Source organism: Pseudomonas lalkuanensis, from assembly GCF_008807375.1.
GTDB classification, from domain to species: Bacteria; Pseudomonadota; Gammaproteobacteria; order Pseudomonadales; family Pseudomonadaceae; genus Metapseudomonas; species Metapseudomonas lalkuanensis.
The window spans coordinates 600,001-620,612 of record NZ_CP043311.1 but is presented as its reverse complement, the minus strand read 5'-3'; the positions used below and the strand labels follow the sequence as shown (position 1 = coordinate 620,612).

Annotated in this window: 13 protein-coding genes, 6 tRNA genes and 3 rRNA genes (1 of these 22 running past the window's edge); all 22 read right to left on the bottom strand. The window is 58.2% G+C overall.

Annotated elements, in window-relative coordinates; all coding sequences use genetic code 11:
• Window position 1: 1 nt before the first annotated feature.
• Entirely contained in the window at window positions 2-373 is a 372-nt protein-coding gene (gene rpsL, locus FXN65_RS02895) for a 30S ribosomal protein S12 (RefSeq protein WP_003448708.1), read from the bottom strand.
• Between the two features lie 164 nt (window positions 374-537).
• Window positions 538-4,743, bottom strand: coding sequence for a DNA-directed RNA polymerase subunit beta' (rpoC, locus tag FXN65_RS02890; protein ID WP_151131570.1), 4,206 nt, complete (start codon window positions 4,741-4,743; stop codon window positions 538-540).
• 67 nt (window positions 4,744-4,810) lie between these two features.
• Window positions 4,811-8,884, bottom strand: coding sequence for a DNA-directed RNA polymerase subunit beta (gene rpoB, locus FXN65_RS02885; protein WP_151131569.1), 4,074 nt, complete (start codon window positions 8,882-8,884; stop codon window positions 4,811-4,813).
• 221 nt (window positions 8,885-9,105) lie between these two features.
• Window positions 9,106-9,474 (bottom strand): 50S ribosomal protein L7/L12, encoded by a 369-nt coding sequence (rplL, locus tag FXN65_RS02880; protein WP_044870887.1) that lies wholly within the window; start codon window positions 9,472-9,474, stop codon window positions 9,106-9,108.
• 83 nt (window positions 9,475-9,557) lie between these two features.
• Window positions 9,558-10,058 (bottom strand): 50S ribosomal protein L10, encoded by a 501-nt coding sequence (gene rplJ, locus FXN65_RS02875; RefSeq protein ID WP_016490524.1) that lies wholly within the window; start codon window positions 10,056-10,058, stop codon window positions 9,558-9,560.
• A 212-nt stretch (window positions 10,059-10,270) separates the two neighbouring features.
• Window positions 10,271-10,966: a 50S ribosomal protein L1 gene (gene rplA / locus FXN65_RS02870; protein WP_151131568.1), complete on the bottom strand. Its 696-nt coding sequence runs from the start codon at window positions 10,964-10,966 to the stop codon at window positions 10,271-10,273.
• Window positions 10,966-11,397, bottom strand: a complete 432-nt coding sequence (rplK, locus tag FXN65_RS02865; RefSeq protein WP_151131567.1) for a 50S ribosomal protein L11 — start codon at window positions 11,395-11,397, stop codon at window positions 10,966-10,968. The genes rplA and rplK overlap by 1 nt, the downstream gene beginning before the upstream one ends.
• 116 nt (window positions 11,398-11,513) lie before the next feature.
• Entirely contained in the window at window positions 11,514-12,047 is a 534-nt protein-coding gene (gene nusG, locus FXN65_RS02860) for a transcription termination/antitermination protein NusG (protein ID WP_028630537.1), read from the bottom strand.
• 10 nt (window positions 12,048-12,057) lie between these two features.
• Window positions 12,058-12,426: a preprotein translocase subunit SecE gene (gene secE, locus FXN65_RS02855; RefSeq protein ID WP_151131566.1), complete on the bottom strand. Its 369-nt coding sequence runs from the start codon at window positions 12,424-12,426 to the stop codon at window positions 12,058-12,060.
• Window positions 12,427-12,474: 48 nt separating this feature from the next.
• A tRNA-Trp gene (locus tag FXN65_RS02850) sits at window positions 12,475-12,550 on the bottom strand.
• 53 nt (window positions 12,551-12,603) lie between these two features.
• On the bottom strand, window positions 12,604-13,797 hold the full coding sequence (gene tuf / locus FXN65_RS02845; protein ID WP_103102850.1) for an elongation factor Tu: 1,194 nt from the start codon (window positions 13,795-13,797) through the stop codon (window positions 12,604-12,606).
• Window positions 13,798-13,882: 85 nt separating this feature from the next.
• A tRNA-Thr gene (locus FXN65_RS02840) sits at window positions 13,883-13,958 on the bottom strand.
• 26 nt (window positions 13,959-13,984) lie between these two features.
• Window positions 13,985-14,058 (bottom strand) — tRNA-Gly (locus FXN65_RS02835).
• Window positions 14,059-14,084: 26 nt separating this feature from the next.
• Window positions 14,085-14,169 (bottom strand) — tRNA-Tyr (locus FXN65_RS02830).
• A 142-nt stretch (window positions 14,170-14,311) separates the two neighbouring features.
• Window positions 14,312-14,989, bottom strand: a complete 678-nt coding sequence (locus tag FXN65_RS02825) for an SPOR domain-containing protein (RefSeq protein ID WP_151131565.1) — start codon at window positions 14,987-14,989, stop codon at window positions 14,312-14,314.
• A gap of 9 nt (window positions 14,990-14,998) precedes the next feature.
• Entirely contained in the window at window positions 14,999-15,748 is a 750-nt protein-coding gene (locus tag FXN65_RS02820; protein ID WP_151131564.1) for a pantothenate kinase, read from the bottom strand.
• The gene (gene birA / locus FXN65_RS02815) at window positions 15,738-16,694 is read right to left on the bottom strand and encodes a bifunctional biotin--[acetyl-CoA-carboxylase] ligase/biotin operon repressor BirA (protein WP_151131563.1); all 957 of its coding nucleotides are present in this window, start codon (window positions 16,692-16,694) and stop codon (window positions 15,738-15,740) included. The genes FXN65_RS02820 and birA overlap by 11 nt, the downstream gene beginning before the upstream one ends.
• Window positions 16,695-16,877: 183 nt before the next feature.
• Window positions 16,878-16,993 (bottom strand): 5S ribosomal RNA (rrf, locus tag FXN65_RS02810).
• A gap of 133 nt (window positions 16,994-17,126) precedes the next feature.
• Window positions 17,127-20,017 (bottom strand): 23S ribosomal RNA (locus FXN65_RS02805).
• Window positions 20,018-20,248: 231 nt separating this feature from the next.
• Window positions 20,249-20,324, bottom strand: a tRNA-Ala gene (locus FXN65_RS02800).
• A 32-nt stretch (window positions 20,325-20,356) separates the two neighbouring features.
• A tRNA-Ile gene (locus FXN65_RS02795) sits at window positions 20,357-20,433 on the bottom strand.
• Window positions 20,434-20,498: 65 nt separating this feature from the next.
• A 16S ribosomal RNA gene (locus tag FXN65_RS02790) occupies window positions 20,499-20,612 on the bottom strand (it continues 1,422 nt past the right edge of the window).
• Together the 16S, 23S and 5S rRNA genes with 2 tRNA genes alongside form the textbook arrangement of a ribosomal RNA operon.

Sequence of the window (20,612 nt, the reverse complement as noted above, 5' to 3'; positions counted from 1 at the left end):
ATTACTTCGGACGCTTGGTACCGTACTTGGAACGACCCTGCTTACGGTCTTTAACGCCGGTGGTATCCAGCGAACCGCGAACGGTGTGGTAACGCACACCCGGAAGGTCCTTTACACGACCGCCACGGATCAGCACTACGCTGTGCTCTTGCAGGTTGTGACCCTCACCACCGATGTACGAAGTCACTTCGTAGCCGTTGGTCAGACGAACACGGCAAACCTTACGGAGTGCGGAGTTCGGCTTCTTCGGCGTAGTGGTGTAGACGCGGGTGCAAACGCCGCGACGCTGCGGGCAGTTTTGCAGCGCAGGTACGTCGGATTTCTCGACGATACGGCTGCGCGGCTTACGCACCAGCTGGTTAATAGTTGCCATCTAATTGCTCCACTGTTGTCTTTCGACGCTATTGCCTTACAAAGAAAGCAAAATGACAGGGCAATGCGCCCTGCCAAATTTAGGGGTGCATGAGTCTAAAGAGACTGAATGCCCCCGTCAAGGCAAAGCCCCCTGAAGGCCGGAGCCTTCAGGGGGCATTGCTCTTAGTTGCTGCTGGAATTCAGCGCTTCGGTCAGCGCCGCTTCCACTTCGCTGGCGCTTACGCGAACCGGCTTGCCGGCGTCGCGCTGACGCTTGCGCTCGCTGTGGTAGGCCAGGCCGGTACCGGCCGGGATCAGACGACCCACCACCACGTTTTCCTTCAGGCCGCGCAGGTAGTCGCGCTTGCCGGTAACCGCCGCCTCGGTGAGAACGCGGGTGGTTTCCTGGAAGGAAGCCGCGGAGATGAACGACTCGGTGGACAGCGAGGCCTTGGTGATACCCAGCAGAACACGCTCGTACTTGGCAACGAAACGGTCCTCGGTCGCCAGACGCTCGTTCTCTTCCAGCACCTGGGTCAGCTCCATCTGGTCGCCCTTGATGAAGCTGGAATCGCCGGACTCGGCAATCTCCACCTTACGCAGCATCTGACGCAGGATGGTCTCGATGTGCTTGTCGTTGATCTTCACACCCTGCAGGCGGTACACGTCCTGGATCTCGTTGACGATGTACTTGGCCAGCGAGCTGACACCCAGCAGGCGCAGGATGTCGTGCGGGTTGCTCGGACCGTCGGAGATCACTTCGCCACGGTTCACCTGTTCACCTTCGAACACGTTCAGGTGACGCCACTTCGGAATCAGCTCCTCGTAAGGATCGGAACCGTCGTTGGGGGTGATGACCAGGCGGCGCTTGCCCTTGGTTTCCTTGCCGAAGGAGATGGTGCCGCTGATTTCCGCCAGGATCGAAGGCTCCTTCGGACGACGGGCTTCGAACAGGTCGGCAACGCGCGGCAGACCACCGGTGATGTCGCGGGTCTTCGAGGTTTCCTGCGGGATACGGGCGATAACGTCACCCACACCCACCTGTGCGCCGTCAGCCACGCCAACCAGGGCGTTCGCCGGCAGGAAGTACTGAGCGGGAACGTCGGTACCCGGCAGCAGCAGCTCCTTGCCATTGGCGTCGACCAGCTTCACGGCCGGACGAATGTCCTTGCCGGCAGCCGGGCGATCCTTCGGATCCAGAACCTCGATGTTGGTCAGACCGGTCAGTTCGTCGGTCTGGCGCTTGATGGTGATGCCTTCCTCCATGCCGACGAAGGTCACGGTACCCTTCATTTCGGTCACGATCGGGTGGGTGTGCGGATCCCACTTGGCAACAATCGCGCCCGGATCGACCTTGTCGCCTTCCTTCACGGAGATCACGGCGCCGTACGGCAGCTTGTAACGCTCGCGCTCGCGACCGAAATCGTCGGCAACGGCCAGCTCGCCGGAACGGGACACCGCCACCAGGGCGCCGTCGGCACGCTCTACGTGCTTCAGGTTATGCAGGCGGATGGTACCGCCGTTCTTCACCTGGACGTTGTCAGCTGCCGAGGTACGGCTTGCGGCACCACCGATGTGGAAGGTACGCATGGTCAGCTGGGTACCCGGTTCACCGATGGACTGGGCGGCGATTACACCGACTGCTTCACCGATGTTCACGCGGTGACCGCGAGCGAGGTCGCGACCGTAGCACTTGGCGCAGATGCCGTAGCGGGTTTCGCAGGTGATCGGCGAACGCACGACCACTTCGTCGACGCTCATGCGCTCGATGAACTCTACCCACTGCTCGTCGATCAGCGTGCCGGCAGGAACGATGATCTCGCCGTCGTCGCTGCCCGGCTTGAACACGTCACGGGCGATCACACGACCGAGGACGCGCTCACCCAGAGGCTCGACCACGTCGCCGCCTTCGATGTGCGGGGTCATCAGCAGACCGTGCTCGGTACCGCAGTCGATCTCGGTCACTACCAGGTCCTGCGCGACGTCCACGAGACGACGGGTCAGGTAACCGGAGTTCGCGGTCTTCAGTGCGGTATCCGCCAGACCCTTACGAGCACCGTGAGTGGAGATGAAGTACTGGAGTACGTTCAGGCCTTCACGGAAGTTCGCGGTGATCGGGGTCTCGATGATGGAGCCGTCCGGCTTGGCCATCAGGCCACGCATACCGGCCAGCTGACGGATCTGGGCCGCGGAACCCCGCGCACCGGAGTCCGCCATCATGTACATGGAGTTGAAGGACTCCTGATCGACTTCCTTGCCTTCGCGATCGATGACCTTCTCTTTCGAGAGGTTGGACATCATCGCCTTGGACACTTCGTCGTTCGCCTTGGACCAGAGGTCGATCACCTTGTTGTACTTCTCGCCCTGGGTTACCAGGCCGGAGGCGTACTGGGACTCGATCTCTTTCACTTCCTCGGTGGCGGCATCGATGATGCGGGCCTTCTCGTCCGGAATGACGAAGTCATTCACGCCGATGGACACACCGGAAATGGTGGAATAAGCGAAACCGGTGTACATCAGCTGGTCAGCGAAGATGACGGTGTCCTTCAGACCCACCACGCGGTAGCACTGGTTGATCAGTTTGGAGATCGCCTTCTTCTTCATCGGCTGGTTGACCACGTCGAAGGACAGGCCGGCCGGCACAACCTGGAACAGCAGCGCGCGGCCGACGGTGGTGTCGACGATGCGGGTGTTCTTGTTGATGCTGCCGTCCTTTTCCTTGACGGTCTCGTTGATCCGCACTTTCACGCGGGCGTGCAGGGACGCCTCGCCCGCGCGGAACACGCGGTCGACTTCCTGCAGGTCAGCGAATACGCGACCTTCGCCCTTGGCGTTAACGGCTTCACGGGTCATGTAGTACAGACCCAGAACCACGTCCTGGGACGGCACGATGATCGGCTCACCGTTGGCGGGCGACAGGATGTTGTTGGTGGACATCATCAGTGCGCGCGCTTCCAGCTGGGCCTCGAGGGTCAGCGGGACGTGAACGGCCATCTGGTCACCGTCGAAGTCGGCGTTGTACGCGGCGCAGACCAGCGGGTGCAGCTGGATGGCCTTGCCTTCGATCAGTACCGGCTCGAATGCCTGGATACCCAGACGGTGCAGGGTCGGCGCACGGTTCAGCAGTACGGGGTGTTCGCGGATGACTTCGGCGAGAACGTCCCAGACCTCGGGCAGTTCGCGCTCGACCATCTTCTTGGCCGCCTTGATGGTGGTGGCCATGCCGCGGGCTTCCAGCTTGCCGAAGATGAACGGCTTGAACAGCTCCAGAGCCATTTTCTTGGGCAGACCGCACTGGTGCAGGCGCAGGGTCGGACCCACGGTGATTACCGAACGACCGGAGTAGTCAACGCGCTTACCGAGCAGGTTCTGACGGAAGCGACCCTGCTTACCCTTGATCATGTCAGCCAGGGACTTAAGCGGGCGCTTGTTCGAGCCGGTGATGGCACGGCCACGGCGGCCGTTGTCCAGCAGGGCGTCAACAGCTTCCTGCAGCATGCGCTTTTCGTTGCGCACGATGATGTCCGGAGCAGCCAGGTCGAGCAGGCGCTTCAGACGGTTGTTACGGTTGATGACGCGACGATACAGATCGTTCAGGTCGGAAGTCGCAAAGCGACCGCCATCCAGCGGAACCAGCGGACGCAGGTCCGGCGGCAGCACCGGCAGGACGGTCAGCACCATCCACTCCGGATGGTTGCCGGAGTCCTTGAAGGCTTCCATCAGCTTCAGGCGCTTGGACAGCTTCTTGATCTTGGTTTCCGAGTTGGTCTGCGGAATCTCTTCGCGCAGGCGGCCGATCTCGTGCTCCAGATCGATGGCGTTGAGCAGCTCGCGAACGGCTTCGGCACCCATGCGGGCATCGAAGTCGTCACCGAACTCTTCGAGGGCTTCGAAGTACTGCTCGTCGTTCAGCAGCTGGCCTTTCTCCAGGGTGGTCATGCCCGGATCGATCACCACGTAGCTCTCGAAATAGAGCACGCGCTCGATGTCACGCAGGGTCATGTCCAGCAGCAGGCCGATACGGGACGGCAGGGACTTCAGGAACCAGATGTGAGCAACGGGCGAAGCCAGCTCGATGTGGCCCATGCGCTCACGGCGCACTTTGGCCAGAGCGACTTCAACGCCGCACTTCTCGCAGATCACACCGCGGTGCTTGAGGCGCTTGTACTTACCGCACAGGCACTCGTAGTCCTTCACCGGGCCGAAGATCTTGGCGCAGAAAAGGCCATCGCGCTCCGGCTTGAAGGTACGGTAGTTGATGGTCTCCGGCTTCTTCACTTCACCGAAGGACCAGGAACGGATCATCTCGGGCGAGGCCAGACCAATACGGATGGCATCGAACTCTTCGATTTGACCCTGGTTTTTCAACAGATTCAGCAAGTCTTTCAAGGCCTTTCCTCCTCACGGACCCGCTACGGCCGGCCTTGACCAGCCGTAGCGTTTTGGGCGTCGCGTGTTATTCGGTTTCCAGTTCGATGTCGATGCCGAGCGAGCGGATCTCTTTGATCAGCACGTTGAAGGACTCGGGCATGCCGGCCTCCATGCGGTGATCGCCGTCCACGATGTTCTTGTACATCTTGGTCCGGCCGTTCACGTCGTCCGACTTCACGGTCAGCATTTCCTGCAGGGTGTAGGCGGCGCCGTAGGCTTCCAGTGCCCAGACCTCCATCTCCCCGAAACGCTGGCCACCGAACTGCGCCTTACCACCCAGCGGCTGCTGGGTAACCAGGCTGTAGGAACCGGTGGAACGTGCGTGCATCTTGTCGTCGACCAGGTGGTTCAGCTTGAGCATGTACATGTAGCCGACGGTGGTCGGACGCTCGAACTGATTGCCGGTACGACCGTCGAACAGGCGCATCTGACCGCTCTCCGGCAAGTCAGCGAGCTTCAGCATGGCCTTGATCTCGCTTTCCTTGGCGCCGTCGAACACCGGGGTGGCCATGGGTACGCCGCCCTTCAGGTTCTTCGCCAGGTCCAGGATTTCCTGGTCACTCAGCTCGTTCAGGTTTTCCTGACGGCCACCGATCTCGTTGTAGATCTCGTGGAGGAACTCACGCAGTTCAGCAATCTTGCGCTGCTCTTCCATCATGCGGTTGATCTTCTCGCCCAGGCCCTTGGCTGCGAGGCCCAGGTGAGTTTCGAGGATCTGACCGACGTTCATACGAGACGGTACGCCCAGCGGGTTCAGAACGATATCCACCGGAGTGCCATTGGCGTCGTGCGGCATGTCTTCGACCGGCATGATCACGGAGACCACACCCTTGTTACCGTGACGGCCCGCCATCTTGTCGCCCGGCTGGATGCGACGCTTGATGGCCAGGTAGACCTTGACGATCTTCAGCACGCCCGGAGCCAGGTCGTCGCCCTGCTGCAGCTTGCGCTTCTTGTCTTCGAACTTGTCGTCCAGCATCTGGCGACGGTCGGACAGGTAGGCCTGTGCCTTCTCCAGCTGCTCGTTAAGAGCGTCTTCCGACATGCGCAGCTTGAACCACTGGCCGCGCTCGAGACCATCGAGGTACTCGTCGGTGATTTCGGTGCCCTTCTTCAGGCCCGCGCCGCCTTCGGCAACCTGGCCGACAAGAGCGGAACGCAGACGCTCGAAGGTGGCGCCTTCGACGATACGGAACTCCTCGTTCAGGTCCTTGCGGATCTCATCCAGCTGCATCTTCTCGATGGACAGGGCGCGCGAGTCGCGTTCGACGCCATCGCGGGTGAAGACCTGCACGTCGATGACGGTGCCCTTGGTGCCGGTCGGCACGCGCAGGGAAGTGTCCTTCACGTCGGACGCCTTCTCGCCGAAGATCGCACGCAGCAGCTTCTCTTCCGGAGTCAGCTGGGTTTCGCCTTTCGGGGTGACCTTGCCGACCAGGATGTCGCCAGCCTGTACTTCGGCACCGACGTAAACGATACCGGCCTCGTCCAGCTTGTTCAGCGCAGCCTCACCCACGTTCGGGATGTCCGCGGTGATTTCCTCTGGGCCGAGCTTGGTGTCACGCGCCACACAGGTCAGTTCCTGGATGTGGATGGTGGTGAAGCGATCTTCCTGCACCACACGCTCGGACAGGCAGATGGAGTCCTCGAAGTTGAAACCGTTCCAGGGCATGAACGCTACGCGCATGTTCTGACCCAGAGCGAGTTCACCCATGTCGGTGGACGGACCATCGGCGAGGATGTCGGCACGAGCGACCACATCACCCTTCTGCACCAGCGGACGCTGGTTGATGCAGGTGTTCTGGTTGGAACGGGTGTATTTGGTCAGGTTGTAGATATCCACACCTGCTTCGCCGGTCTCGACTTCGTCGTCGTTGACGCGAACCACGATACGGCTGGCGTCGACGGAGTCGATCACGCCGCCACGACGGGCCACGACGCAGACACCGGAGTCACGGGCGACGTTGCGCTCCATGCCGGTACCTACCAGAGGCTTGTCGGCACGCAGGGTCGGCACGGCCTGACGCTGCATGTTCGAGCCCATGAGTGCACGGTTGGCGTCGTCGTGCTCGAGGAACGGAATCAGCGAGGCAGCGACGGAAACGACCTGCTTCGGCGACACGTCCATCAGGGTCACGTCTTCCGGCGCCTTGACGGTGAACTCGTTCAGGTGACGTACGGCTACCAGCTCGTCCACCAGTTGACCCTGTTCGTTCAGGGTGGCGGAAGCCTGGGCGATGACGTGGTCAGCCTCTTCGATAGCGGAGAGGAAGACGATGTCGTCGGTGACCGTACCTTCCTTGACCACGCGGTACGGGCTTTCCAGGAAGCCGTACTGGTTGGTGCGGGCGTAGGTCGCCAGGGAGTTGATCAGACCGATGTTCGGACCTTCAGGGGTTTCGATCGGGCACACGCGGCCGTAGTGGGTCGGGTGTACGTCGCGGACTTCGAAGCCTGCACGTTCACGAGTCAGACCGCCCGGGCCGAGTGCGGAAACACGGCGCTTGTGGGTGATCTCGGAGAGCGGGTTGTTCTGGTCCATGAACTGGGACAGCTGGCTGGAGCCGAAGAACTCCTTGATCGCAGCAGCCACCGGCTTGGCGTTGATCAGGTCCTGAGGCATCAGGCCTTCGCTTTCGGCCATGGACAGACGTTCCTTGACCGCGCGCTCTACACGCACGAGGCCGACACGGAACTGGTTCTCGGCCATTTCGCCAACGCAACGTACGCGACGGTTACCCAGGTGGTCGATATCGTCGACGATGCCCTTGCCGTTACGGATGTCGACCAGGGTCTTCAGTACGTCAACGATGTCTTCCTTGCTCAGCACGCCGGAGCCTTCGATCTCGGTACGACCGATGCGGCGATTGAACTTCATGCGACCGACGGCGGACAGGTCGTAACGCTCGGCGCTGAAGAACAGGTTGTTGAACAGGGTTTCGGCGGCTTCCTTGGTCGGCGGCTCGCCAGGACGCATCATGCGGTAGATCTCGACCAGGGCTTCCAGCTGGTTGCCGGTGGAGTCGATCTTCAGGGTGTCCGAAATGAACGGACCGCAGTCGATGTCGTTGGTGTACAGGGTCTCGATGCGGACTACCTGGGCCTTGGCGATCTTCACCAGCAGGTCGGTGGTCAGCTCGGTATTGCACTCGGCAATGATCTCGCCGGTAGCCGGATGCACGATAGCCTTGGCGCTGGTACGGCCAAGCACGTAGTCCATCGGGACTTCCAGCTCCTTGATGCCAGCCTTTTCCAGCTGGTTGATGTGGCGGGCGGTGATACGACGGCCCTGCTCAACAATCACCTTGCCACTCTGGTCCTTGATGTCGAACACGGCGATCTCGCCACGCAGACGCTGCGGAACCAGTTCCAGGTGCAGGCCTTCGCCCTTCACGTGGAATACGTTGGTGGCATAGAAGGCGTTCAGCACTTCTTCAGTGCTGTAGTTCAGCGCGCGCAGCAGGACGGTAGCCGGCAGTTTGCGGCGACGGTCGATACGGACGAACACGCAATCCTTCGGATCGAACTCGAAGTCCAGCCAGGAACCGCGGTAGGGGATGATTCGAGCGGAGTACAGCAGCTTGCCCGAGCTGTGGGTCTTGCCACGGTCGTGGTCGAAGAACACACCCGGAGAACGGTGCAACTGGGAAACGATGACGCGCTCGGTACCGTTGATGATGAAGGTGCCGTTCTCGGTCATCAGGGGGATTTCCCCCATGTAGACTTCTTGTTCCTTGATGTCCTTGATCGCTTTGTTCGACGACTCTTTGTCGAAAATGATCAGACGGACTTTTACCCGCAGCGGCACGGCGAAGGTCACGCCACGCAGCACGCATTCCTTGACATCGAACGCCGGCTCACCCAGGCGATAGCCGACATATTCCAGAGCGGCGTTGCCGGAATAGCTGATGATCGGGAAAACAGACTTGAAGGCCGCGTGCAGGCCGATGTCACGGAATTGCTCTTTGCTGACTCCCGCCTGCAGGAATTCGCGATACGAATCCAGCTGGATGGCCAGGAGGTAGGGTACATCCATGACGTCCGGCAACTTGCTAAAGTCTTTGCGGATACGTTTTTTCTCAGTGTATGAGTAAGCCATCAGCGTTCCCCAGCTTGGTCACCTGCTTGTTTGGCCCCTCCGACGGGAGTAGCCAGAAAATCGTGCAAACCCCTTGGTTTGCTCCGCCTCCCACTGGAGGTCGGGTCACGTCCCAGGCGGCGTCCGGAGACAACCACCTAGAACGGAAAAAGGCCGGTGGCATAAGCCACCAGCCGTCAGCCTTGCGCGAAGCGCGGAGGCTGTTGACGCAAGGTCGTCGCTTACTTGAGCTCGACTTTGGCGCCAGCTTCTTCCAGGGCCTTCTTGGCAGCTTCAGCTTCTTCTTTCGAAGCGCCTTCTTTAACAACGCCCGGGGCGCCGTCAACAACTGCCTTGGCTTCTTTCAGACCCAGACCGGTCAGTTCGCGAACAACCTTGATCACGTTCACTTTCTTCTCGCCGGCTTCGGCCAGAACGATGGTGAACTCGGTTTGTTCTTCAACAACAGCAGCGGCAGCAGCCGGGCCAGCGGCAACGGCGGCAGCAGCGGTAACACCGAACTTCTCTTCCATCGCCTTGATCAGTTCAACGATCTGCATGACGGACATTTCGGATACGGCGTTGATGATGTCTTCGTTGGTCAGAGCCATGACTCTAATTCCTGTATTGGTGGACAGCCTTCGCGGCCATCAAAATTTAAAGATTCAGCTGAAAGAGGGTTATGCGGCCTGAATCAGGCAGCAGCGCCTTCTTTCTGGTCGCGAATAGCCGCCAGAGTACGAGCCAGCTTGCTGGTAGCGCCTTGGATCACGCTCATCAGCTGTGCAACGGCTTCGTTGTAGGTCGGCAGGGTCGCCAGTACGTCGATCTGATTGGCTGCGAGGAACTGGCCCTCGAATGCAGCGGCCTTGATCTCGAACTTGTCCTGACCCTTGGCGAATTCCTTGAAGATACGGGCAGCGGCGCCCGGATGTTCGTTGGAGAACGCAATCAGGGTCGGGCCTTTGAACACGTCGTTGAGCACTTCGAACTGAGTGCCGGCAACGGCGCGGCGAGCCAGGGTGTTACGTACGACACGCACGTATACGCCAGCTTCGCGGGCCTCTTTACGGAGTCCGGTCATAGCGGCTACGGTCACGCCACGGGCATCGGCCACGACAGCGGACAGGCCAGCTTTGGCAGCCTCGTTGACTTCAGCGACGATGGCCTTCTTGTCTTCGAGTTTAATTGCCACGGGTCTAACTCCTGGATGTTACCGTTTCGTCCAGCCGGGGCCGGACGGCGTTTTGGTGTCTGATTCGGTAAACGAATCGGGAGCACCATCTGCGTAGGCCTGGGAATCGCTTCCCGGTTTAAGGCTCCTGCCGCCTACGGTCTTGGATAGCCCCCGCCAGGCAGGGACCCCAATACCTGGCGCGACGGACGAATCCGTCGCGCTTTTATCACTTAGCCTTCGAGGGAAGCCTGATCGATCTGCAGACCCGGGCCCATGGTAGTGCTCAGGGTCACGCGCTTCAGGTACACACCCTTGGAGGTGGACGGCTTCAGACGCTTCAGGTCAGCCAGCAGGGCTTCCACGTTCTGCTTCAGCTTGATCGGCTCGAAGTCGACCTTGCCAACGGAGGCGTGGATGATGCCGTTCTTGTCGGTACGGAAACGCACCTGACCAGCCTTGGCATTCTTGACAGCGGTAGCGACGTCCGGAGTAACGGTGCCGACCTTCGGGTTCGGCATCAGGCCGCGCGGACCGAGAATCTGGCCCAGCTGACCCACAACACGCATCGCGTCCGGGGAGGCGATGACGACGTCGTAGTTCAGGTCGCCGGCCTTCATTTCGGCAGCCAGCTCGTCCATACCGACTTTCTCAGCGCCGGCAGCCAGAGCAGCTTCCGCAGCCGGACCCTGGGTGAACACGGCAACGCGGACGCTCTTGCCGGTGCCGTTCGGCAGAACGGTGGCACCACGAACGACCTGGTCGGATTTACGCGGATCGACGCCCAGATTGATGGCGACGTCAACAGACTCTTTGAACTTGGAGGTAGCCAGTTCAGCCAGCAGTTTGGCGGCGTCTTCGAAAGCGTACTGCTTGCCAGCTTCTACTTTCTCGGCGATAGCCTTTTGGCGCTTGGTCAGCTTAGCCATTACACACCCTCCACGTTCAGGCCCATGCTACGCGCGGAACCGGCGATGCTACGCACGGCCGCATCCAGGTCAGCTGCAGTCAGATCAGCCTTCTTGGCTTTGGCGATCTCTTCCAGCTGAGCACGGGTAACGGTGCCTACTTTCTGGGTGTTCGGACGCGGCGAGCCACTGGTGATGCCGGCTGCTTTTTTCAGCAGCACGGAAGCCGGGGTGCTCTTGGTCTCGAAAGTGAAGCTGCGGTCGCTGTATACGGTGATGATCACGGGAGTCGGCAGACCCGGCTCGAGGCCCTGGGTCTTGGCGTTGAACGCCTTGCAGAACTCCATGATGTTCACGCCGTGCTGACCCAGAGCGGGGCCGACCGGCGGCGACGGGTTGGCCTGACCGGCCTTCACTTGCAGCTTGATATAAGCTTGAATCTTCTTAGCCATGTATAACTCCAGTTACGGGTTCTAGCGCCCGAAGGCTCCCCGATTGCTTTCGCGTTTATCCCAGTGACGACAAAACCCCGCAACCTAGGGCTGCGGGGTTGGGATGCCATTGTCAGTTAAGCCTTCTCGACCTGACTGAACTCCAGCTCTACCGGGGTAGAGCGGCCGAAGATGAGCACGGCCACCTGGATCCGGCTCTTCTCGTAGTTGACTTCTTCAACGACACCATTGAAGTCCGCAAACGGACCATCGATGACTCGCACAGTTTCACCCGGCTCGAACAGAGTCTTCGGCTTCGGCTTGTCACCGCTGTCGGCAACGCGACGCAGGATGGCCTCGGCTTCTTTCTCGGTAATCGGCGCAGGCTTGTCGGCAGTACCGCCAATGAAACCCATGACACGAGGCGTATCCTTGATCAGGTGCCAAGTCGCCTCATTCATCTCCATCTGGACCAGCACATAGCCAGGGAAGAACTTACGCTCGCTCTTGCGCTTCTGGCCATTGCGCATTTCCACCACTTCTTCAGTGGGAACCAGAATCTCGCCGAACTCGTCTTCCATGCCAGCCAGCTTGACGCGCTCGATCAGCGAGCGCATGACATGCTTCTCGTAACCCGAGTAAGCATGCACAACGTACCAACGCTTAGCCACGGCGCACCTATTAACCAACAATCAACGAAACAAGCCAGCCGAGCAGGGTATCAAGCCCCCACAACAGCAGCGCCATTACCAGCACGACAGCCACGACAATCAGAGTGGTCTGGGTGGTTTCCTGACGGGTCGGCCAAACAACCTTGCGAATTTCTGCGCGCGCTTCCTTGGCAAGAACGAAGAAAGCCTGACCCTTGGCAGTCTGCAGAGCCACAACAGCAGCAACAGCAGCAAGAGCGAGCAGCGCGAGAACACGGTACAGGATCGGCTCAGCGGAGAAATACTGATTGCCGACCACACCAACAGCGACAAGAGCCACCACAACGACCCACTTCAGAACGTCGAAGCGTGTTTCTTTGGCTTCAGCCTTGGCATTCATCAGCTAGGATCCTGTGAGGAAAAATGCCAGATTCTCTTTCTTGGAATCTGGCAGGCCAGGAGGGAATCGAACCCCCAACCTGCGGTTTTGGAGACCGCCGCTCTGCCAATTGAGCTACTGGCCTGTAACAAAGTCAGGCCGACCATTATGCCGGCCTGACAGACCAAGATCAAGTCGTTATTCGATGATCTTGGCAACCACGCCGGCACCAACGGTACGACCGCCTTCGCGAATCGCGAAGCGCAGGCCGTCTTCCATGGCGATCGGAGCGATCAGGGTGACAACCATCTTGATGTTGTCGCCCGGCATTACCATCTCTACGCCTTCCGGCAGTTCGCAGTTACCGGTCACGTCAGTGGTACGGAAGTAGAACTGCGGACGATAGCCCTTGAAGAACGGGGTGTGACGACCACCTTCTTCCTTGGACAGGACGTACACTTCGCACTCGAACTTGGTGTGCGGCTTGATGGTACCCGGCTTGGCCAGGACCTGACCACGCTCTACGTCGTCACGCTTGGTGCCGCGCAGCAGGGCGCCAACGTTCTCACCAGCACGACCTTCGTCGAGCAGCTTGCGGAACATTTCCACACCGGTGCAGGTGGTCTTGGTGGTCGGACGGATACCGACGATTTCGATTTCCTCGCCCACCTTGACGATGCCGCGCTCAACACGACCGGTTACCACGGTACCGCGGCCGGAGATGGAGAACACGTCCTCGATCGGCATCAGGAACGGCTGGTCGATGGCACGCACCGGCTCCGGAATGTAGGAGTCCAGGGTCTCCACCAGCTTACGAACGGCGGAAACGCCGATTTCGTTGTCGTCCTTGCCCTCCAGCGCCATCAGAGCGGAACCGACCACGATCGGAGTGTCGTCGCCCGGGAAGTCGTAGGTGTTCAGCAGGTCGCGAACTTCCATTTCGACCAGCTCCAGCAGCTCGGCGTCGTCAACCATGTCGGCCTTGTTCAGGAACACGACGATGTAAGGAACACCTACCTGGCGGGACAGCAGGATGTGCTCGCGGGTCTGCGGCATGGGGCCGTCAGCAGCGGAGCAAACCAGGATCGCGCCATCCATCTGGGCAGCACCGGTGATCATGTTCTTCACGTAGTCAGCGTGACCAGGGCAGTCAACGTGAGCGTAGTGACGAATGGCGGAATCGTACTCAACGTGGGAGGTGTTGATGGTGATACCGCGAGCCTTCTCTTCCGGAGCGTTGTCGATCTGGTCGAAAGCACGAGCCGAACCACCCCAGGTCTCGGAGCAGACCTTGGTCAGAGCAGCAGTCAGAGTGGTCTTGCCATGGTCGACGTGACCAATGGTGCCGACGTTGACGTGCGGTTTGTTACGTTCGAACTTTTCTTTAGCCATCGAGAACGTCTCCCATCAAAGAATTGAGCGAGTCACGCCACCATTAAAACAAAGGCAGATATTTTCATATCTGCCTTTGTTAAGATGGAGCTCATGAGCGGATTTGAACCGCTGACCTCACCCTTACCAAGGGTGTGCTCTACCAGCTGAGCTACATGAGCCAAACACATTACGAAAACAGCAAACCTGGAGCGGGTAGCGGGAATCGAACCCGCATCATCAGCTTGGAAGGCTGAGGTTCTACCACTGAACTATACCCGCGGAGCTCGCAGCTCTCGCTTTGAATCTGGTGGAGGGGGAAGGATTCGAACCTTCGAAGTCTATGACGTCAGATTTACAGTCTGATCCCTTTGGCCGCTCGGGAACCCCTCCAAAGTGAGGCGGCATTTTCAACATCTGCCACCCTACTGTCAAGCTTTTTCTCATTAAAATCTTGAGGTTAGCTTCATTTGACAGCAGCTTCGCATTTCAGCCTTCTGGGCCACCCTGCGAAGCGGGCGCCATTCTATTCAAGCTAACGAGGAGATGCAACACCCTCGCACGGCATAAGTTGATGTTTTAGCCCAAAAAAATCTCGAGACAGCTGTTCGAGCAACGGATCAGCAATCAGCCTGCGGCTTTCAGGGGCCACGCGAACCCAGTAATCACGGTGCGCGCGAGACAATTCCCGCATGAAAGGCTCATAACCCGCGTCTCGCAGACGCTGCATTACGCTCGCAGCAGAATCCATACGCGGGAAGATTCCAAGAGAGATTCCGTTGACCAGGTCACCCTGGGTCACGATATAGCTGTCGATTTTCCGCGCCTGGAGCTCCTTGAGCTGGCGCAGGGACGCTTCCCTTGAAGCGAGAGGGGCTAGGTACACCCAATAATCCGTCCCTGCAGCGGCGTCGACAGGTTGAACCGCAGAACGAACATCCAGACTGATAAGCCGTTGCTCGACTTCGCGAGCCTGTTCTTCACGCTCGAATCCACCCAGGAACAGACATACGGCCTCCTCGGCGGGCGCGGCCGCAGGAGCACTGCGCCGCGGCTGGGCGTTCCCGGACTCGCTGAGCAGCCGGATGTCCTGCTGCCCGCCCTTATAAAGGGAAAGAGTCTCCACCTCCTTTGGCCGCAGAGGTGCCTGCTGCTGATGCCAGACGTAGTAGAAGAGATTGAGAACCAGGAGAAATAGAAACAACCAACGCATGGAACGACCTCAATGCAATGGACAGGCGATCGCCAGGCCGGCGAACACCAGATCAGGCAACACTCTGGCGCGCGGCAGCACATCCCTGACAAGGAGCGCATCACCACCAGTAAGGAAGACTTCGAACTCTTCCCCAAGATACTCGGAGGCCAGTTCTATCTGCGCCTGAACAAAACCGCGAAGCATCAACAGGCACCCCCGCTCCACCGCCTCGACTGTCGAGCGCCCGGGCGCCATGTCGAGCAACGCCTTTTCCGCAGCCTCATCGTCATAGCGAATTCGCCGGGTATGGGTACGCAGCTGATTACGCATAAGCGGCATCCCCGGGCAGATGAATCCGCCGAGATGCTCCCCACCCGCAGTCACAAGGTCGGATGTCACAGCTGTACCGAGATCGAGGACCAGGCAAGGCTTACGAGCGATGTGATATGCCCCGAGGACGGCCACCCAACGATCCAGTCCGAGACGCTGATATTCAGAGTAACCATTGCGAACTCCCGCCATCTCAATGGCAGGCGACGCACAGACACAGGACACACCAAAGACTTCGTGCAGCCGACTGGTCAGCACTCGAGTTTCGTCGTCGGAACGAACGCTCACCAGTCGGCATTGGCGAAGCGCCAAGCCAGCAGTTGCCTGCAGCGCAGATATAAGCTCCTCATCGGAACCGACGACACCCCCCGCAAGCGCAACCAGCTGCTCATTGTCGATTACACGCCACTTGATAAAGCTGTTGCCGCAGTCAAGCTCAAGAATCATCACTCAACCTCAAACTGAGCTCTCCACCGCTATAAGCTCGCTCTTCGCCATCGACACTGAGGCGCAAGGCGCCTGTCGCATCGATCCCCATGACCCGTCCCTGGATGCTCTGTGTACCTGCGGTCAGATTGACCAGTCGTCCTTGCCAGAGATGGGCGCCCTCCCACTCCGCGCGCAGGGCAGCGAACCCTTCCCTCTTATGACGCCCAAGGTAGTCTTCCAGGTGTTCATTCAAGCGGGCAACCAATGCATTTCTGTCGACGAGAACCCCGGTCTCCGTACGCATGGATGTCCAGGGCTGATCGATATCCTCAGTGGCCAGTTGCATGTTCACGTTGACTCCAATGCCAACCACCACATGACAGATATCAGCAGGATCCCCCAGGAGCTCGAGGAGAATCCCGGCAATCTTGCGATTACCCACCAGGAGATCGTTTGGCCATTTGAGACCAGCCTCGGCCAATCCAAATGAACGCAATGTCTTCAATACAGCCAGGCCAACGACCAGGCTGAGGCCTTCGAGCTGGCGAGCACCGCCATCGACGCGCAATGCGAGACTGTAGTAGAGGTTCTGGGCATAGGGACTCACCCATCGACGCCCTCTTCGCCCCCTGCCCTCTGTCTGCCGCTCAGCGATGACAGCAAAGGGTGGCACGGCGCCCGCGCCCAAACGACGCATCGTTTCGGCATTGGTGGAATCCAGCGAATTGAATATCTGATGCGACCAAGGGCAGCCCTCCCTCTCCAGGATGCTTCGGTCGAGCAGACTCAATGGGCTCTGCAACCGATAACCTCGGCCACGAACCTTATAAATCGGAAGACCGAGATCCGCCTCCAGTTGCTGCAGCTGCTTCCAGACAGCACTCCTGCTCACACCAAGAGCGTCACCCAAGGCCTGACCTGAATGGAAGCATCCGTCCTGCAGAAGTTTCAATAACGTCAGCATGTGCTGGATCCGGCTCACAATGAGGCACGCATCATATCCATGCACATCCTGATTGCATAGAAATCCAGCCCGCGCCGGGCGGGCGGATCAAGCAACAGGACACCTGCCGCAGTGAACCTGAATTTTCTCGGGCCAAAGACAAACCCCCGACACGCCTGGGCGTATCGGGGGTTTAGGATAGAAGCTTGACGATGACCTACTCTCACATGGAGAAGCTCCACACTACCATCGGCGATGCGTCGTTTCACTGCTGAGTTCGGGATGGGATCAGGTGGTTCCAACGCTCTATGGTCGTCAAGCAATTCGGTTGGGGCATCGTCTGGGACGCTACCCCGAATCAGGTATGTGACAGTCTGTTTGCGGTTCAGGCCAATTTTCGGTCTGTCGACTTCACCAGTCGCACCCACAATCACCAGATTGTTTGGGTGTTATATGGTCAAGCCTCACGGGCAATTAGTATTGGTTAGCTCAACGCCTCACAGCGCTTACACACCCAACCTATCAACGTCGTAGTCTTCGACGGCCCTTCAGGGGATTCAAGATCCCAGTGAGATCTCATCTTGAGGCGAGTTTCCCGCTTAGATGCTTTCAGCGGTTATCTCTTCCGAACATAGCTACCCGGCAATGCCACTGGCGTGACAACCGGAACACCAGAGGTTCGTCCACTCCGGTCCTCTCGTACTAGGAGCAGCCCCTCTCAAATCTCAAACGTCCACGGCAGATAGGGACCGAACTGTCTCACGACGTTCTAAACCCAGCTCGCGTACCACTTTAAATGGCGAACAGCCATACCCTTGGGACCGGCTTCAGCCCCAGGATGTGATGAGCCGACATCGAGGTGCCAAACACCGCCGTCGATATGAACTCTTGGGCGGTATCAGCCTGTTATCCCCGGAGTACCTTTTATCCGTTGAGCGATGGCCCTTCCATACAGAACCACCGGATCACTAAGACCTACTTTCGTACCTGCTCGACGTGTCTGTCTCGCAGTCAAGCGCGCTTTTGCCTTTATACTCTGCGACCGATTTCCGACCGGTCTGAGCGCACCTTCGTACTCCTCCGTTACTCTTTAGGAGGAGACCGCCCCAGTCAAACTGCCCACCATACACTGTCCTCGATCCGGATGACGGACCAGAGTTAGAACCTCAAGCATGCCAGGGTGGTATTTCAAGGATGGCTCCACGAGAACTGGCGTCCTCGCTTCAAAGCCTCCCACCTATCCTACACAAGCAGGCTCAAAGTCCAGTGCAAAGCTACAGTAAAGGTTCACGGGGTCTTTCCGTCTAGCCGCGGATACACTGCATCTTCACAGCGATTTCAATTTCACTGAGTCTCGGGTGGAGACAGCGCCGCCATCGTTACGCCATTCGTGCAGGTCGGAACTTACCCGACAAGGAATTTCGCTACCTTAGGACCGTTATAGTTACGGCCGCCGTTTACCGGGGCTTCGATCAAGAGCTTCGCTTGCGCTAACCCCATCAATTAACCTTCCGGCACCGGGCAGGCGTCACACCCTATACGTCCACTTTCGTGTTTGCAGAGTGCTGTGTTTTTAATAAACAGTCGCAGCGGCCTGGTATCTTCGACCGGCATGGGCTTACCGAGTAAATCGTTCACCCTCACCGGCGCACCTTCTCCCGAAGTTACGGTGCCATTTTGCCTAGTTCCTTCACCCGAGTTCTCTCAAGCGCCTTGGTATTCTCTACCCAACCACCTGTGTCGGTTTGGGGTACGGTTCCTAGTTACCTGAAGCTTAGAAGCTTTTCCTGGAAGCATGGCATCAACCACTTCGTGTTCTAGAAGAACACTCGTCATCAGCTCTCGGCCTTGAACACCCGGATTTGCCTAAGTGTTCGGCCTACCACCTTAAACTTGGACAACCAACGCCAAGCTGGCCTAGCCTTCTCCGTCCCTCCATCGCAGTAACTAGAAGTGCGGGAATATTAACCCGCTTCCCATCGACTACGCATTTCTGCCTCGCCTTAGGGGCCGACTCACCCTGCGTCGATTAACGTTGCGCAGGAACCCTTGGTCTTTCGGCGTGCGAGTTTTTCACTCGCATTGTCGTTACTCATGTCAGCATTCGCACTTCTGATACCTCCAGCAAGCTTCTCAACTCACCTTCACAGGCTTACAGAACGCTCCTCTACCGCTCGTCTTACGACGAACCCGTAGCTTCGGTGTCTAGTTTGAGCCCCGTTACATCTTCCGCGCAGGCCGACTCGACTAGTGAGCTATTACGCTTTCTTTAAAGGATGGCTGCTTCTAAGCCAACCTCCTAGCTGTCTAAGCCTTCCCACATCGTTTCCCACTTAACTAGAACTTTGGGACCTTAGCTGACGGTCTGGGTTGTTTCCCTTTTCACGACGGACGTTAGCACCCGCCGTGTGTCTCCCACGCTGACACTTCCAGGTATTCGGAGTTTGCATCGGTTTGGTAAGTCGGGATGACCCCCTAGCCGAAACAGTGCTCTACCCCCTGGAGTGATACGTGAGGCGCTACCTAAATAGCTTTCGAGGAGAACCAGCTATCTCCGAGCTTGATTAGCCTTTCACTCCGATCCACAGGTCATCCGCTAACTTTTCAACGGTAGTCGGTTCGGTCCTCCAGTCAGTGTTACCTAACCTTCAACCTGCCCATGGATAGATCGCCCGGTTTCGGGTCTATACCCAGCGACTAAACGCCCTATTAAGACTCGCTTTCGCTACGCCTCCCCTATACGGTTAAGCTCGCCACTGAATATAAGTCGCTGACCCATTATACAAAAGGTACGCAGTCACCTAACAAAGTAGGCTCCCACTGCTTGTACGCATACGGTTTCAGGTTCTATTTCACTCCCCTCTCCGGGGTTCTTTTCGCCTTTCCCTCACGGTACTGGTTCACTATCGGTCAGTCAGTAGTATTTAGCCTTGGAGGATGGTCCCCCCATATTCAGACAAAGTTTCACGTGCTCCGTCCTACTCGATTTCACTTCCTGGACCCTTTCGCGTACGGGGCTATCACCCACTATGGCCGCACTTTCCAGAGCGTTCCGCTAAAATCCAAGAAGCTTAAGGGCTAGTCCCCGTTCGCTCGCCACTACTAAGGGAATCTCGGTTGATTTCTGTTCCTCAGGGTACTTAGATGTTTCAGTTCCCCTGGTTCGCCTCTTGCACCTATGGATTCAGTACAAGATACCTAGGTTATCCTAGGTGGGTTCCCCCATTCAGAGATCTCCGGATCAAAGTCTGTTTGCCGACTCCCCGAAGCTTATCGCAGGCTACCACGTCTTTCATCGCCTCTGACTGCCAAGGCATCCACCGTATGCGCTTCTTCACTTGACCATATAACCCCAAGCAATCTGCCTGCGATCATAGGGGTGAAGACGACATTCGCCGAAAATTCGCGCTTGAACTCGCAAATTTTGCCTTGAATTATTGAGTGCAGTGAAACACCCAATAAGTCACTTCTATCACATACCCGAATTTTTAAAGAACGATTCTGAAACAAAGTTCAGAATTCAATATCCAACCACGGATATTCAATTCTGAGCTCTTGGTCTGCCTAACTGAGAGTGGTGGAGCCAAGGAGGATCGAACTCCTGACCTCCTGCGTGCAAAGCAGGCGCTCTCCCAGCTGAGCTATGGCCCCAATGTCAACCGGTCATTCGACCCCGCGACAATTGGTGGGTCTGGGCAGATTCGAACTGCCGACCTCACCCTTATCAGGGGTGCGCTCTAACCAACTGAGCTACAGACCCAATCGCCTTCGCAATTGAATCAAGCAATTCGTGTGGGAACTTATGAAGAAGCTGATGTCTTCGATTAAGGAGGTGATCCAGCCGCAGGTTCCCCTACGGCTACCTTGTTACGACTTCACCCCAGTCATGAATCACTCCGTGGTAACCGTCCCCCTTGCGGTTAGACTAGCTACTTCTGG

What these genes read in the sequence shown, in the direction of transcription:
- rpsL (WP_003448708.1), bottom strand. Translation starts at nt 373, where the DNA reads ATGGCAACTATTAACCAGCTGGTGCGTAAGCCGCGCAGCCGTATCGTC.
- rpoB (WP_151131569.1), bottom strand. Translation starts at nt 8,884, where the DNA reads ATGGCTTACTCATACACTGAGAAAAAACGTATCCGCAAAGACTTTAGC.
- rplL (WP_044870887.1), bottom strand. Translation starts at nt 9,474, where the DNA reads ATGGCTCTGACCAACGAAGACATCATCAACGCCGTATCCGAAATGTCC.
- rplA (WP_151131568.1), bottom strand. Translation starts at nt 10,966, where the DNA reads ATGGCTAAGCTGACCAAGCGCCAAAAGGCTATCGCCGAGAAAGTAGAA.
- rplK (WP_151131567.1), bottom strand. Translation starts at nt 11,397, where the DNA reads ATGGCTAAGAAGATTCAAGCTTATATCAAGCTGCAAGTGAAGGCCGGT.
- secE (WP_151131566.1), bottom strand. Translation starts at nt 12,426, where the DNA reads ATGAATGCCAAGGCTGAAGCCAAAGAAACACGCTTCGACGTTCTGAAG.
- tuf (WP_103102850.1), bottom strand. Translation starts at nt 13,797, where the DNA reads ATGGCTAAAGAAAAGTTCGAACGTAACAAACCGCACGTCAACGTCGGC.
- FXN65_RS02825 (WP_151131565.1), bottom strand. Translation starts at nt 14,989, where the DNA reads ATGCGTTGGTTGTTTCTATTTCTCCTGGTTCTCAATCTCTTCTACTAC.
- FXN65_RS02820 (WP_151131564.1), bottom strand. Translation starts at nt 15,748, where the DNA reads ATGATTCTTGAGCTTGACTGCGGCAACAGCTTTATCAAGTGGCGTGTA.
- birA (WP_151131563.1), bottom strand. Translation starts at nt 16,694, where the DNA reads ATGCTGACGTTATTGAAACTTCTGCAGGACGGATGCTTCCATTCAGGT.